A 12,943-nucleotide genomic window follows, 5' to 3' on the forward strand; every position below is an offset into this window, starting at 1 on the left:
ATGCGGATGATCCCGCGCTCGTCGAGATCGGCCAGGACCTCCTCCGACACGTTCGGGATGTCGCGGGTGATCTCCTCGGGACCCAGCTTGGTGTCGCGGGCGTCGACCTCGTGCTCCTCGATGTGGATCGAGGACAGCACGTCGTCCTGCACCAGCCGCTGGGACAAGATGATCGCGTCTTCGTAGTTGTGGCCCTCCCACGGCATGAACGCCACCAGAAGGTTCTTGCCCAGCGCCATCTCGCCCTTGTCGGTGCACGGACCGTCGGCGATGACCTGGTTGACCTCCACCCGGTCGCCCTCGGCCACGATGGGCTTCTGGTTGAACGAGGTGCCCTGGTTGGAGCGCTTGAACTTCGCCACGCGGTACGTCGTCCGCGTGCCGTCGTCGTTCATGACCGTGACGTAGTCGGCGGAGACCTCCTCGACCACGCCTGCCTTCTCGGCGCTGATGACGTCGCCGGCGTCGGTCGCGGCACGGTATTCCATGCCGGTGCCGACCAGCGGCGCCTCGCTCTTGAGCAGCGGCACCGACTGGCGCTGCATGTTGGAGCCCATGAGCGCGCGGTTGGCGTCGTCGTGCTCGAGGAAGGGGATCATCGCGGTGGCCACCGACACCATCTGGCGCGGCGACACGTCGATGTAGTCGACCTCCTCGGCACGGGCGAGCTCGGTCTCACCGCCCTTGGTGCGGACCAGGACGCGGGACTCGGCGAACGACCCGTCGGGGTTGAGCACCGTGTTGGCCTGCGCCTTGACGTAGCGGTCTTCCTCGTCGGCGGTCAGGTAGTCGATCTGCTCGGTCACCCTGCCGTCCGCGACCTTGCGGTACGGCGTCTCGACGAAGCCGAAGGCGTTGATCCGGCCGTAGGAGGCCAGCGAGCCGATCAGGCCGATGTTGGGACCTTCAGGGGTCTCGATCGGGCACATCCGGCCATAGTGGGACGGGTGCACGTCACGGACCTCGAAGCCGGCCCGCTCACGCGACAGACCACCGGGACCGAGCGCGGACAGACGCCGCTTGTGCGTCAGCCCGGCCAGCGGGTTGGTCTGGTCCATGAACTGCGACAGCTGCGAGGTGCCGAAGAACTCCTTGATCGACGCCACGACCGGGCGGATGTTGATCAGGGTCTGCGGCGTGATCGCCTCGACGTCCTGCGTGGTCATGCGCTCGCGCACGACCCGCTCCATGCGGGCCAGGCCCAGGCGGACCTGGTTCTGGATCAGCTCGCCGACGCTGCGCAGGCGGCGGTTGCCGAAGTGGTCGATGTCGTCGACCTCGACGATGATCTCGCGGTTGACGCCCGGCATCGACTCCTCGCCGGCGTGCAGACGCACGATGTACTCGATCGTGGCGACGATGTCGTCCTCGGTCAGCGTGCCCTGGGTGATCTCCGAGTCGACGCCCAGCTTCTTGTTGATCTTGTATCGGCCGACCTTGGCCAGGTCGTACCGCTTGGGGTTGAAGTACAGGTTCTCCAGCAGGGTCTGCGCCGACTCCTTGGTCGGCGGCTCACCCGGCCGCAGCTTGCGGTAGATGTCGAGCAGCGCGTCGTCCTGGCCGGCCGTGTGGTCCTTCTCCAGGGTCGCCCGCATCGACTCGTACTGGCCGAAACGCTCGAGAATCTGGTCGTTGGTCCATCCCAGTGCCTTGAGAAGCACGGTGACGGCCTGCTTGCGCTTGCGGTCGATGCGCACACCGACGCTGTCGCGCTTGTCGATCTCGAACTCCAGCCAGGCACCCCGGGACGGGATGACCTTGCAGCCGTAGAGGTCCTTGTCGGAGGTCTTGTCGACGTTGCGTTCGAAGTAGACGCCCGGCGAACGGACCAGCTGCGAAACGACGACACGCTCGGTGCCGTTGATGATGAAGGTGCCCTTCGGGGTCATGAGCGGGAAGTCGCCCATGAAGACCGTCTGGCTCTTGATCTCACCGGTGGTGTTATTGATGAACTCCGCCGTGACGAACATCGGGGCGGAGAAGGTCATGTCCTTGTCTTTGCACTCGTCTACGGAGTACTTCGGCGGCTCGAAGCGGTGGTCGCGGAACGACAAGGACATGGTCCCCGAGAAGTCCTCGATGGGACTGATCTCTTCGAAGATCTCTTCGAGGCCCGACTGGGTCGGGACGTCCTTGCGCCCGGCCTGACGAGCCGCCTCTACCCGGGCCTTCCACTTCTCGTTTCCGAGCAGCCAATCGAAAGACTCGGTCTGCAGGGCAAGAAGGTCAGGAACTTCGAGAGGCTCCTGGATACGCGCGAAAGAGACGCGACGGGGACCAGCGGGTACGGCGGAGGCGTTGCGCGAGGCTGCCAACAGATGTCCTTCCGAGGGCTCGCGGCGGACTGACTACACGCACGCCAGACAACCTCGCAACGTGAGCAAGCATCGCGGGTCGTCAAAGGGCAGCGCAAAGGGGCAGTGTAGCCGAACGGCACACGCCTGTCCACTTCGCTCTCGCTGCATGCTTCACGTTGGTCGCAGCATCGCCCGTTCAGGCGGAAACGTCAAGCCCACGAGCCCGACTTTTAGTCGAACAAGGGCCCGGACGCTGGGTTTTCTCCCCTGTGTGACCAGTCGCCTACCGCCAGGCCCAAGACGATACCCGCGAACGGGGGCGGTTAACGCTCCGTCACACCGAGGGCCGAACCCATGCCGACAACCGGTGTAGCTGTGACTGGCGTACCCCTGTCGGAGGCTTCGCTAAACCAGATTTTTGGTAACAATTGAAAGAAGCGGCGCGCCCGCCGGGGGCCAAGGCTGGGGCGTCAGGCGGTCCCCAGCAAGGTCGACAGCTCGGCGACCCGCCAGCGAGAGTCACTCCGCACCATGACGAACCTGGCCCGGCTCTGCGTGAACTGCTGCTGGGCCCCGGCTTTGCCGGGGATCTCCTTGACCGTACCAGTGTTCACGAAGAGCAGGACCTCGACACGGTCGGGTTCGGCCCGCTCGACCCCGGCCCCCGCCACGGCCACGGTCTGCACGATCTTCTGCGCCTTGGCCCTGGAGACCAGGCTCGTGGTCAGTTGCTTGTAGTGCTTGGTCAGTTCGCCGGTGGTGTGCGCGCCGGCCCGCGCCAGGTCCTCCTCGACGGTCCGGTAGTCGTACGAGAGCAGGTCGGGCGCGACCTTCCTGGCCTCGGCCACGGCCTCGGCGGCTGCCATGTCGGCGTCGCGCAGATCGCGCAGGTTGAACCACATCGTCGGCACCAGCACGCCCGCCACGATCACCAGGACGCCCAGCAGCACGATCACGAAGGTCCTCACAACACCTGCACCGCCTTCGACACCAGCCAGACGCCGCCGATCTTGTCCAGGTCCATCGACCATCGGTGGTACCGCGCCTGCGGCGGGTTCTTGGAGCCGTCCCAGCGGATCTCCACGTCGGCCACGGCCAGCACCTTGGCCTTGGTGCCGGCCAGCGAGACGAGTCCGGTGGCGCGCAGGACGCCGTGCTGGACGACCTTGCTCTGGACGGTGGTGGACTTCAGCTTGTCCGCGGTGGCGACGTACTCGGCCCTGGCCGCCCCGGTGGAGGTGTCGACGATGCGCTGCAGGTCGGCTTCCACGGTCCGGTAGTCCAGCGAGATCAGGTTCCTGGCATGAGCCCCGGCCGCCAGCAGGGCGGCCTCCTTGTCACCCGCTCTTCCCTGCTCGTCGCGAGCCTGCGCGGCGATCCACACGCCCGAGCCGGCGAGCACCGCGAGCGCCCCGCTGAGCGCCGCGATGAGGATCCGAGCAGGTCGAACGGCGAGCCCTGCCACGTCCGATCACCCCTTCCCCGCCGGGCCGGTCGCCGGATCATAACGCGACCGTCACGCCTGGAGCCCCCAAAACGACGAAGGCGGTAAGGGAGGGCGAGAAATGCCTCCAGAAGGCTCTCAGAGGCTCGCTGAGCGCCTCGCTCAGGCGATGCCGTGCAGGTGGGCGTTGACCAGGCGCGGGTACTCCTCCAGCCAGTTCCGGCCGCGCTCGTCCACGAACGAGCCCGGCGGCGGGATCACGCCGTTGGCCGCCAGCCAGGTGCCGGGCGGCTCCTGGGTGCGGCGGATCCGGTTGCCGGTCGGCATGAGCTGCGGCGGGATCGGCGGCAGAGCGCCGGGGTCGTGCCCCATCTGGGCCTCGGCCTCCAGCTCGGAGATGTCCTTCTCCTCCGACATGCCGATCGGGCCGTGTCTCCTGGCGTTGAGGAACTGCCGCACGACGGGCTCGTCGCTCGACAGCAGCATCTCGCGTGGCCCGAACATGATCAGCTCGCGCCGGAAGAGCAGCCCGATGCTGTCGGGCACCGTGCGGGCGGTGTTGATGTCGTGCGTCACGATCAGGAACGTGGCCTCGACCTCGGCGTTGAGGTCGACGATGAGCTGGTTGAGGTACGCCGTCCGCACCGGGTCGAGGCCGGAGTCCGGCTCGTCGAACAGGATGATCTCCGGGTCCAGCACCAGCGCCCTGGCCAGCCCCGCCCGCTTGCGCATGCCGCCGGAGATCTCGCCGGGCAGCTTCCGCTCCGCGCCGAGCAGGCCGACCAGCTCCATCTTCTCCATCACGATCTGGCGGATCTGGGTCTCGGTCTTCTTGGTGTGCTCACGCAGCGGGAAGGCGATGTTGTCGTAGAGGTTGAGCGAGCCGAACAGCGCGCCGTCCTGGAAAAGCACCCCGAAGAGCCTGCGCAGTTCGTACAGCTTGCTCTCGGTGCAGTTGGCGAGGTCGTAGCCGTCGATCCAGATGTGGCCGCGATCGGGGCGCAGCAGCCCGACCAGGGTCTTGAGGAAGACCGACTTGCCGGTGCCGGACGGGCCGAGCAGCACCGATATCTCGCCGGCGGGCAGCGTGAGCGACACGTCTTCCCAGATGACCTGGCGTCCGAACGACTTGGTGAGACCGTCCACGACGACTTCCACGCCCACTGGTCACCTTCCCTTGCCGAGGGGAGTACCACCGTAGCCGCTATGAGACTTCTGGTCCAGTAAGCGTCCGGAGGGTCGGGCGCAGCAACCGCGCGATCTCCTCCTGCGGCACCCCGCGCAGCTCGTCGAGCTCCAGCAACTGGTGGCCGACCGCCAGGCCGAGCATGATCGTCGTCATGAGCGCCGCCCGCAGGCGGGCGTCGTCGCCGGGGATGGACTCCGCGAGCCGGTCGATCTGCCTGCCCAGCACCTCCCGCGCCGATGCGGCGGCCTCGGGGTGGGTCAGCATGGAGCGCATCATGGCCAGCGAGCCCTGCGGCAGCTCGCCCATCTTCATGGTGATGGTGCCGAGGAGGTATTCGACGAGGCCGTCCGCGTCGAGGCCGGCGTCCGGGACCGGCGTCACGCGCACGGCTTGGCGGAAGAGCTCCTGCTTGTTGCCGAAGTACTGCATGACCAGGGCGGGATCGACCTCGGCCGCCCGGGCGACGGCCCTGATCGTGGTGCGCTCGAACCCCATCTCCGCGAAGAGCGCCCTGGCCGCGCCGAGGATCCTTCCCTCGGTCCTGCGCCGCCTCTCGGCCCGGGGAAGCAGCTTCTCGCTCACGCTCTGACTCTACATGCGTTGACCTTTCTCGTTCCTTCGCTCTACGCTCGTTGAGTCAACGCACGTTGAGCGAAAGTAGGGCGTCCATGTCCATCGAAGAGATCGTCACCGGCTTCCACGACGCGATGCTGCGCAAGTCGGCCGACGCGCTGGCCGACCTCTACGCGGCGGATGGGCTGCACGAGTTCCCGTTCGGCGGGCTGCCGCCGTACCGGGGGCGGGAGGAGGTCCGCGCGGGCTATCGCGCGTCGTGGGGCACATCGCCGGCCGAGGTCCGGGAGGTACGCAGGCTCGCCCTGCACCGTACGGAGGATCCGGAAGTCGTGGTGGTGGAGCAGAACGTCCACGTCACGGTCGGGGACCGGCCCATCACTGTCCCCGGTCTCCTGGTCCTCAGGATCAGGAACGGCGAGATCGTCCACACGAGGGACTACATGGACACCAGCGCCGTCACCCAGGTCCGCGCCGCCGCGAGCTAGCCGCACCCGGGAACGCCACATCGGCCCGGCCGGAGACACCCGTGGCCGAGATCGGCACGGTCTCCCCCGCCGGGGAGGCCGGCTGCCTGGACAGGCGGCGGGCCCCGGCCGGGGATGCCGTCGGGCGGGTCAGGAGCGGGTGAGGTCGAAGACCGTGGTGCCGCCGACGGCGGTGGCGGCGAAGTTCTCCTGGACCCAGGCGGCGATCTGCGCCGCGTCGTCGCTCCCGCCCGCGCTCCGCCTGCCGAAGCCGCCCATCCCGGTGCCCACGAAATAGTGGATCTTCTTCTCCGCCACGTACTGCTGGAACCGCTCCAGCGTCGGCGCGGGATCGGTGCCGTTGAACCCGCCCACCGCCATCACCGGCACGCCGCTCGCGAGCTGGTAGCCGGCCGCGTTGTTCGACCCGACGGTCGCCGCCGCCCACGTGTGGCCGGAGGCGCCGTCCTTCAGCAGCGCGGTCAGCTCGGCGGCCGGCGTACCGGCGTTGAGCAGCCCGCCCATGCCGCCACGCCCCATCCCGCCCCGCCCATCCGTGAGACCGCGCCCCTGGCCCCCGCCACCAGGACGCTGGAACCCGCCACCGCCGGGCCCTCCGAACCCACCACCCGTGGAGGGTCCGGCCGTCGGAATCGCCCCGGTGTGCGATGACGCGGCCGTGTCCACGGCGTACGCCGCCGGCCCAGCCAGGCACGCCACCAGCGCGACCGCCACCACGGCCGTCACCCGGCGCGTCAGGAGCATGCCCAGCGCGGCCACCGCACCGGCCACCAGCACCACGACGCCCAGCCACGGGTTCCAGTCGGAGCTGCGGGACAGCAGGACGTACGACCACACGGCAGTGCCCGCGGTGAGCACGGCGAGCAGCCGGCGCGCCCCTCGCTCCCACAGCACGGCGACCCCCATCCCGACCAGCGCCGCGATGGCCGGAGCCAGCGCCACCGTGTAGTACGCGTGGAAGATCCCCTGCATGAGGCTGAACACCAGCCCCGTCACGATCACCCAGCTCCCCCACACCCACAGGGCGGCGCGGACCGGATCGGTACGAGGCGCCCGCCGGGTGAGCCAGGTGACCGCGACCAGCAGCACCAGCGCCGCCGGCAGCAGCCACGAGATCTGCCCGCCCGCCTCGGTGTCGAACATGCGCAGCCAGCCGGCCTGCTGGTCGAGGTTCCCCAGCCCGCCGTAGTCGCCGCCGTTGAGCCGCCCGATGCCGTTGTAGCCGAGCGCCAGCTCCAGCACGCTGTTGGTCTGCGAGCCGCCGATGTACGGCCGCTCCGACGCGGGCACCAGCGCCACAGCCAGCAGCCACCACCCGGCGGCGGCCACCATGGCGGCCCCGGCCAGGAGCAGCTGCCACACCCGCCGCCAGAACGCCACCGGCGCGGTCACGAGGTAGACCAGCGCGAACCCCGGCAGCACCAGGAACGCCTGCAACATCTTCGCCAGGAACGCGAACCCGATCGCGGCCCCGGCCAGCACCAGCCACCGGGTGGCGCCGCGCTCCTGGGCGCGTACCACGCAGTAGCCGGCGACGGTCAGCAGCAGAACCAGCAGCGCGTCGGGGTTGTTGAACCGGAACATCAGCACGGCCACCGGCGTGAGCGCCATGACGGCTCCCGCCAGCAGCCCCGCCCAGGGGTTGAACAGCCGGCGGACGGAGGCGTACACCATGGCCACGGTTCCGACACCCATCAACGCCTGCGGGGCGAGGATGGCCCACGTGTTCAGCCCGAACAGCCGCACGCTGAGCACCATTGGCCACAGCGAGGCGGGCGTCTTGTCCACGGTGATGGCGTTCGCGGCGTCGGAGGCGCCGAAGAAGAACGCCTTCCAGCTCTGGCTGCCCGCCTGAACGGCCGCCGAGTAGTACGAATTGGCCCATCCAGAGGCACCCAGGCCCCAGACGTACAGGACGCCGGCGCCTATCAACAGGGCGGCCGGCGCCCAACGATACTTCGCTTCCCTAACCACACCGCGACGCTAGGCAAGCCGCCTCGGGAGGCGATGAGACGCGTATGAAAATCCCCTGAGCCCCGCCTGGACACAGAAAACCCGGACATAGAAAAAGAGGCGGCGCACCCGGCACCAGGGTGCGTCCGCCTCTTTCCGTAGAGCTGCGAGCGTGAGTTACTTCACGGTCACGGTGGCGCCGGCGCCCTCGAGGGCAGCCTTGGCCTTCTCCGCCTGCTCCTTGTTGACCTTGCCGTCGAAGACGTTCTTCGGAGCGCCGTCCACCAGGTCCTTGGCCTCCTTGAGGCCCAGGGACGTGAGGGCGCGGATCTCCTTGATGACCTGGATCTTCTTGTCGCCGGCGGCCTCGAGGACGACGTCGAACTCGTCCTGCTCCTCAACGGCCGGAGCCTCGGCACCAGCGCCGGCGGGGGCGGCGGCGACCGCGACGGGGGCGGCGGCCTTGACGTCGAAGACCTCTTCGAACTGCTTCACGAACTCGGACAGCTCGAGGAGGGTCATCTCCTTGAACGTGTCGAGCAGCTCGTCGGTGCTGAGCTTCGCCATGATGTTTTCCTTACGTTTAGGACTTGCAGAAAACTAGGAACGGGACCGCGGTAGGTGCGGCAACCCCCGTGTTACTCGCCCGCCTCTTCGCGCTTCGCGCGGAGGGCGTCGGCCAGCTGAGCCATTTGCGTGGGCAGCGCGGCGAACATCGCGGCAGCGGCGCTCTGCTTCGCCTTGAGCGCACCGGCAAGCTTCGCGAGGAGGACCTCGCGGGACTCGAGGTCGGCGAGCTTGGTGATCTCGGTGGCGTCGAGCGTCTTGCCCTCGAGGACACCGCCCTTGATCACCAGAAGGGGATTGGCCTTGGCGAAGTCACGCAGACCCTTGGCCGCCTCGACGACATCGCCCTTGACGAAGGCGACGGCCGTCGGACCGACCAGCAGGGTGTCCAGACCCGTCACGCCGGCCTCGTTGGCCGCGATCTTGGTCAGGGTGTTCTTCGCCACGGCGAACTTCGCATTCTCACCGAGAGAGGTGCGCAGCTCCTTGAGCTGAGCAACGGTGAGACCGCGGTACTCGGTCAGAACGGCGGCGGAGCTGCCTTCGAACTCGCTCTTGAGCTCGGCAACCGCTGTCGCCTTATCCGGCCTCGCCATGGGCCTCCTTCCAGATGTGCCGCCGGCGAAGGCCCTCGAAATGAGAACAGCCCCGGGCGCAGGGCGCACGGGGCTTCGCTCACATGAATCACACCATGTGGGAAACTCGCATCACACCTGCGCGGGTCGTCCACATGACGTGGAACCTTCGGCCGTCAGGTTTGAGCACCTGACGACGACCGGCGGTCTTCGGCAACGACCAGACTACGTGCTGGTCGCCGAGTTTCCAAATCGCTCTCAGTTGGTGGTGGTCTTGGGCAGCTCGCCGACCTGGTCGGCGGGCGGGGCCTCGATGGTCACGGGCTTGTTGAAGTCCTTGAAGAACAGGGTGGCGTCGAGCGTGCCGCCCTCCTTCTGGCCGTTCAGCGCGAGCTTGCGCGGCAGCCCGTCGGCGGCCACCCAGAGATCGAACTTGACGTCCTTGAGCTCGGCGAGGTTCGTACGCGCCTGCTCCTGCTTGTCCGCGGGGAGCAGCAGCACGGCCGCCTCGACCGGGAAGGTTCCGCTGTAGTGGGTGGTGTCCTCGCCGTTGACGCTCTCGTTGCCGACCGACTTGACGTCCTGCGAGGCCGTGACGAGCTTGGTCACGTTGGCCAGGTCGAACTGCTGGATCTGGGCGAGGTACTGGTTGACCTGCGCGGAGTCACCCATCTCGCTCAGCGAGACCTTGATCCACGGCTTGGTGCCGCCCACGAGGTCCTTGAGCGCCTCGACCTTCACGTAGACGGTGTCGCCCTGCAGCACGGCGCGTACGCCGCCCGGCAGGCTCTTACCGCCCATGTCGACCGTGTCGAGGGTGAGATCCACGGCCAGCTGGGGCTTGCTCTGGTAGATCATGCGCCCCTGCACCCGGCCGTTGCCCTGCTGGGGGTGTGTCGCGTTCACCACGGCGTCGACCGTGTAGCTGGTGACCTCCGCGGTCTTCTGCGCGGCCTGCGCCAGCACCTCAGAGGCCGCCAGGTTGACCTGGATGGGCTGGGCATTCGTGCCACAACCGGCAACCGCGGCCACGACCAGTGCGGCTCCCGCCGCGGCGAGACTTATAGTGCGCTTCAGCATGTCTTGACCTTACGTTTACATTGCGCCGCCGTAGCAACTTCCCCACGGAATTAGGGGAAAACCCAGGGTTATCCCCCACACAGGCTGCACAAGTCCTGCACAACCGCCTGTACCTCTCCAGCGTGACAGACAGAGACGGCTCACCCCCGAAACGGAAAGGCCCCCGCCCGCAGCGCGGGCGAGGGCCTTCACAGATGCAGGAGGATCAGCTCTCCAGCTCGGCGGTGATGCCGCGGGTGACGTTGGGGTCGACCGGGACGCCCGGGCCCATCGTCGTGGAGAAGGTGACCTTCTTCAGGTAACGGCCCTTGGCCGCCGACGGCTTGAGACGCAGCACCTCGTCCAGGGCGGCGGCGTAGTTCTCCAGGAGCTGGCGCTCGCCGAACGACGTCTTGCCGATGATGAAGTGCAGGTTGGCCTGCCGGTCGGTACGGAACTCGATCTTGCCGCCCTTGATCTCCGTCACGGCCTTGGCGACGTCGGGCGTCACGGTGCCGGTCTTCGGGTTGGGCATGAGACCACGCGGACCGAGCACCCGGCCCAGGCGGCCGACCTTGCCCATCAGGTCCGGCGTGGCCACGACGGCGTCGAACTCGCCCAGCCTGTTGCCCTTGGAGATCTCGTCGATCAGCTCGTCGGCGCCGATGATGTCGGCGCCCGCCTCGCGGGCGGCCTCGGCACGCTCACCGGTCGCGAAGACCAGGACCCGGGCGGTCTTGCCGGTGCCGTGCGGAAGGTTGACCGTGCCGCGCACGATCTGGTCGGCCTTGCGAGGGTCGACGCCCAGCCGCAGCGCGACCTCGACGGTCGCGTCGAACTTGGTGGTCGACGTCTCCTTGGCGAGCTTCGCGGCCTCGACGGGCGTGTAGAGCTTGTCGCGGTCGACCTTGGCGGCCGCGTCTTTGTGCGCCTTGCTGCGCTTCATTTCTCACTCCTAGTGGTGTGCGGGCCGATTGCTCCGGCCCTCCCACGGCGTCTGGGAAAGGGTGTTACTCGGCGACCGTGATGCCCATCGACCGGGCGGTGCCGGCGATGATCTTCTCGGCGGCCTCGATGTCGTTGGCGTTGAGGTCGGGCATCTTGGTCTCGGCGATGCTGCGCAGCTGCTCGCGGCTGAGCTTGCCGACCTTGTCACGGTGCGGGACCGCGCTGCCCTTGTCGAGGCCGAGGGCCTTCTTGATCAGCTCGGGGGCCGGCGGCGTCTTCGTGATGAAGGTGAAGCTGCGGTCCTCGAAAATGGTGATCTCAACGGGGATGATGTTGCCCCGCTGGGCCTCCGTCGCAGCGTTGTACTGCTTGACGAAGTCCATGATGTTGACGCCGTGGGGACCGAGGGCGGTACCCACCGGCGGCGCCGGGGTGGCCTGGCCAGCGGGAAGCTGGACCTTCACCAACGCGGCGATCTTCTTCTTCGGAGGCATTTGTCCTTCTCCGGGTCCTTGATTGCGATGCCGTCCGGGCCGCGGGTTGCGGGTCCGGACATGTCGGAGGCCGCCTCCCCAACGAGAAACCTGCTCTCGAACTGCCGTAACCGGTCAGGACCGTAGCGGCAGTCCGTTGTGCAGACTTCTCATCGGTCGCGAAAGGCGGCCGGCCGAACGTCTAAGTGTAGGTGATCGTCCTAGATCTTGGAGACCTGGTTGAACGACAGCTCGACCGGGGTCTCGCGGCCGAAGATCGAGACGAGCACCTTGAGCTTCTGCGACTCGGGGCTGATCTCGCTCACCGAGGCCGGCAGCGTGGCGAACGGGCCGTCCATCACCGTGACCGACTCGCCGATCTCGAACTCGACGGCAGGGCCGGACGGCGTCTTGGCCGTGGCCTTCTTCGTCTCCTCGGTCGGCTCGGGCGCGAGCAGCTTGGCGACCTCGTCGAGGCTGAGCGGGCTCGGCTTGTTGGACAGACCCACGAAGCCGGTCACGCCGGGCGTGTTGCGCACCGCGGCCCAGGACTCGTCGGTCAGCTCCATGCGCACCAGCACATAGCCGGGCAGCACGCGCTCCTTGACCGGCACCTTCTTGCCGCTCTTGAACTCCTGGACGGTGTGCGTCGGCACCTCGACCTGGTAGATGTAGTCCTCCATGTTGAGCGACACGTTGCGGCTCTCGATGTTGGACTTCACGCGGTTCTCGTAACCGGCGTAGGAGTGGATGACATACCACTCGCCGGGCAGGCCGCGCAGCGACTGCTTGAACTCCTCGACGGGGTCGACGTCGGGAAGATCCGAACCGTCCTCGACGGCGGAAGCCTCGGCATCGGCTGCCTCGTCGCTCTCCGCGACCTCGGCCTCATCGAGAGCCGCCTCGGCGGCCTCCTCAGTGGCCTCTTCCAGCTCGTCGCCCCACTCGTCGCGGGACTCGTCCGCCGGAACTGAAGACTCGGACACGGTGACTCTTCCTCTTTCGTCGTATCGAATGGCGGCTCCGTACCTACAAGGCTACAGGCGACGTCCGGGGTCAGGCTCCGCCGAAGACGCGGAGGACCAACCACCCCAGGGCGGTGTCGAGCCCGTACACGATGGCAACCATGATCAGAACGAATATCAGAACGACCGTGGTGTAGGTGACGAGATCCTTGCGTGTCGGCCAGATGACCTTACGCAGCTCGCCAACGACCTGCCGATAGAAAAGGGCAGGTGAAGTGCGTGTCTTCTTGTCGCCACTGGGCTTGTCTGCGGTCTCGCCGCGCGTGTCGATCGCCACAGTCCTCACCTGAATTCGTCGTATCCAACGCAGTTATTGCGGCGCGCTTACACGCCAATCATTGCGCGGACCGCA

Annotated in this window: 14 protein-coding genes; 1 reads left to right on the forward strand and 13 read right to left on the reverse strand. The window is 67.5% G+C overall.

The genetic code is table 11. The features are described 5' to 3' along the window. The 5 genes from rpoB to ACIBX3_RS41840 form a co-directional block, all read right to left on the reverse strand. The coding region (rpoB, locus tag ACIBX3_RS41820) for a DNA-directed RNA polymerase subunit beta (RefSeq protein ID WP_397126141.1) at nucleotides 1-2,315 on the reverse strand (2,315 nt) is incomplete at its 3' end. A 452-nt stretch (nucleotides 2,316-2,767) separates the two neighbouring features. Further along, nucleotides 2,768-3,265, reverse strand: a complete 498-nt coding sequence (locus tag ACIBX3_RS41825) for a hypothetical protein (RefSeq protein ID WP_397126142.1) — start codon at nucleotides 3,263-3,265, stop codon at nucleotides 2,768-2,770. Further along, nucleotides 3,262-3,762 (reverse strand): hypothetical protein, encoded by a 501-nt coding sequence (locus ACIBX3_RS41830; RefSeq protein WP_397126143.1) that lies wholly within the window; start codon nucleotides 3,760-3,762, stop codon nucleotides 3,262-3,264. Before ACIBX3_RS41830 ends, ACIBX3_RS41825 begins: the two co-directional genes overlap by 4 nt. A gap of 141 nt (nucleotides 3,763-3,903) precedes the next feature. Then, nucleotides 3,904-4,905, reverse strand: a complete 1,002-nt coding sequence (locus ACIBX3_RS41835) for an ABC transporter ATP-binding protein (RefSeq protein ID WP_397126144.1) — start codon at nucleotides 4,903-4,905, stop codon at nucleotides 3,904-3,906. Between the two features lie 40 nt (nucleotides 4,906-4,945). After that, complete coding sequence (locus ACIBX3_RS41840) at nucleotides 4,946-5,512, reverse strand: TetR family transcriptional regulator (protein ID WP_397126145.1); 567 nt, start codon at nucleotides 5,510-5,512, stop codon at nucleotides 4,946-4,948. An 86-nt stretch (nucleotides 5,513-5,598) separates the two neighbouring features. Between ACIBX3_RS41840 and ACIBX3_RS41845 the strand changes: the two genes are divergently transcribed. Continuing rightward, nucleotides 5,599-5,991, forward strand: a complete 393-nt coding sequence (locus ACIBX3_RS41845) for a nuclear transport factor 2 family protein (RefSeq protein WP_397126146.1) — start codon at nucleotides 5,599-5,601, stop codon at nucleotides 5,989-5,991. A gap of 129 nt (nucleotides 5,992-6,120) precedes the next feature. Here the strand turns inward: ACIBX3_RS41845 and ACIBX3_RS41850 are convergent, their stop codons facing one another. The 8 genes from ACIBX3_RS41850 to secE form a co-directional block, all read right to left on the reverse strand. Continuing rightward, nucleotides 6,121-7,965, reverse strand: coding sequence for an ArnT family glycosyltransferase (locus tag ACIBX3_RS41850; protein ID WP_397126147.1), 1,845 nt, complete (start codon nucleotides 7,963-7,965; stop codon nucleotides 6,121-6,123). 156 nt (nucleotides 7,966-8,121) lie between these two features. Next, nucleotides 8,122-8,511, reverse strand: a complete 390-nt coding sequence (rplL, locus tag ACIBX3_RS41855; RefSeq protein ID WP_397126148.1) for a 50S ribosomal protein L7/L12 — start codon at nucleotides 8,509-8,511, stop codon at nucleotides 8,122-8,124. A 71-nt stretch (nucleotides 8,512-8,582) separates the two neighbouring features. After that, on the reverse strand, nucleotides 8,583-9,107 hold the full coding sequence (gene rplJ / locus ACIBX3_RS41860) for a 50S ribosomal protein L10 (RefSeq protein ID WP_397126149.1): 525 nt from the start codon (nucleotides 9,105-9,107) through the stop codon (nucleotides 8,583-8,585). Nucleotides 9,108-9,344: 237 nt separating this feature from the next. Then, complete coding sequence (locus ACIBX3_RS41865) at nucleotides 9,345-10,166, reverse strand: LppX_LprAFG lipoprotein (protein ID WP_397126150.1); 822 nt, start codon at nucleotides 10,164-10,166, stop codon at nucleotides 9,345-9,347. Between the two features lie 205 nt (nucleotides 10,167-10,371). After that, entirely contained in the window at nucleotides 10,372-11,091 is a 720-nt protein-coding gene (gene rplA / locus ACIBX3_RS41870; protein WP_397126151.1) for a 50S ribosomal protein L1, read from the reverse strand. Between the two features lie 64 nt (nucleotides 11,092-11,155). Beyond that, the gene (gene rplK / locus ACIBX3_RS41875) at nucleotides 11,156-11,587 is read right to left on the reverse strand and encodes a 50S ribosomal protein L11 (RefSeq protein WP_127939574.1); all 432 of its coding nucleotides are present in this window, start codon (nucleotides 11,585-11,587) and stop codon (nucleotides 11,156-11,158) included. A gap of 200 nt (nucleotides 11,588-11,787) precedes the next feature. Beyond that, nucleotides 11,788-12,552, reverse strand: a complete 765-nt coding sequence (gene nusG, locus ACIBX3_RS41880) for a transcription termination/antitermination protein NusG (protein WP_397126152.1) — start codon at nucleotides 12,550-12,552, stop codon at nucleotides 11,788-11,790. A gap of 70 nt (nucleotides 12,553-12,622) precedes the next feature. Then, nucleotides 12,623-12,868, reverse strand: coding sequence for a preprotein translocase subunit SecE (gene secE / locus ACIBX3_RS41885; protein WP_397126153.1), 246 nt, complete (start codon nucleotides 12,866-12,868; stop codon nucleotides 12,623-12,625). Nucleotides 12,869-12,943 lie beyond the last annotated feature (75 nt).

Origin of the sequence: Nonomuraea sp. NPDC049480 (assembly GCF_044465905.1) — a bacterium.
In the GTDB taxonomy this organism is placed as follows: Bacteria; Actinomycetota; Actinomycetes; order Streptosporangiales; family Streptosporangiaceae; genus Nonomuraea.

Excerpts from the sequence above, each read along its gene's own strand:
- rplA (WP_397126151.1), bottom strand. The coding sequence starts at position 11,091 with ATGAAGCGCAGCAAGGCGCACAAAGACGCGGCCGCCAAGGTCGACCGC.
- ACIBX3_RS41865 (WP_397126150.1), bottom strand. The coding sequence starts at position 10,166 with ATGCTGAAGCGCACTATAAGTCTCGCCGCGGCGGGAGCCGCACTGGTC.
- rplK (WP_127939574.1), bottom strand. The coding sequence starts at position 11,587 with ATGCCTCCGAAGAAGAAGATCGCCGCGTTGGTGAAGGTCCAGCTTCCC.
- rplJ (WP_397126149.1), bottom strand. The coding sequence starts at position 9,107 with ATGGCGAGGCCGGATAAGGCGACAGCGGTTGCCGAGCTCAAGAGCGAG.
- rplL (WP_397126148.1), bottom strand. The coding sequence starts at position 8,511 with ATGGCGAAGCTCAGCACCGACGAGCTGCTCGACACGTTCAAGGAGATG.
- ACIBX3_RS41845 (WP_397126146.1), top strand. The coding sequence starts at position 5,599 with ATGTCCATCGAAGAGATCGTCACCGGCTTCCACGACGCGATGCTGCGC.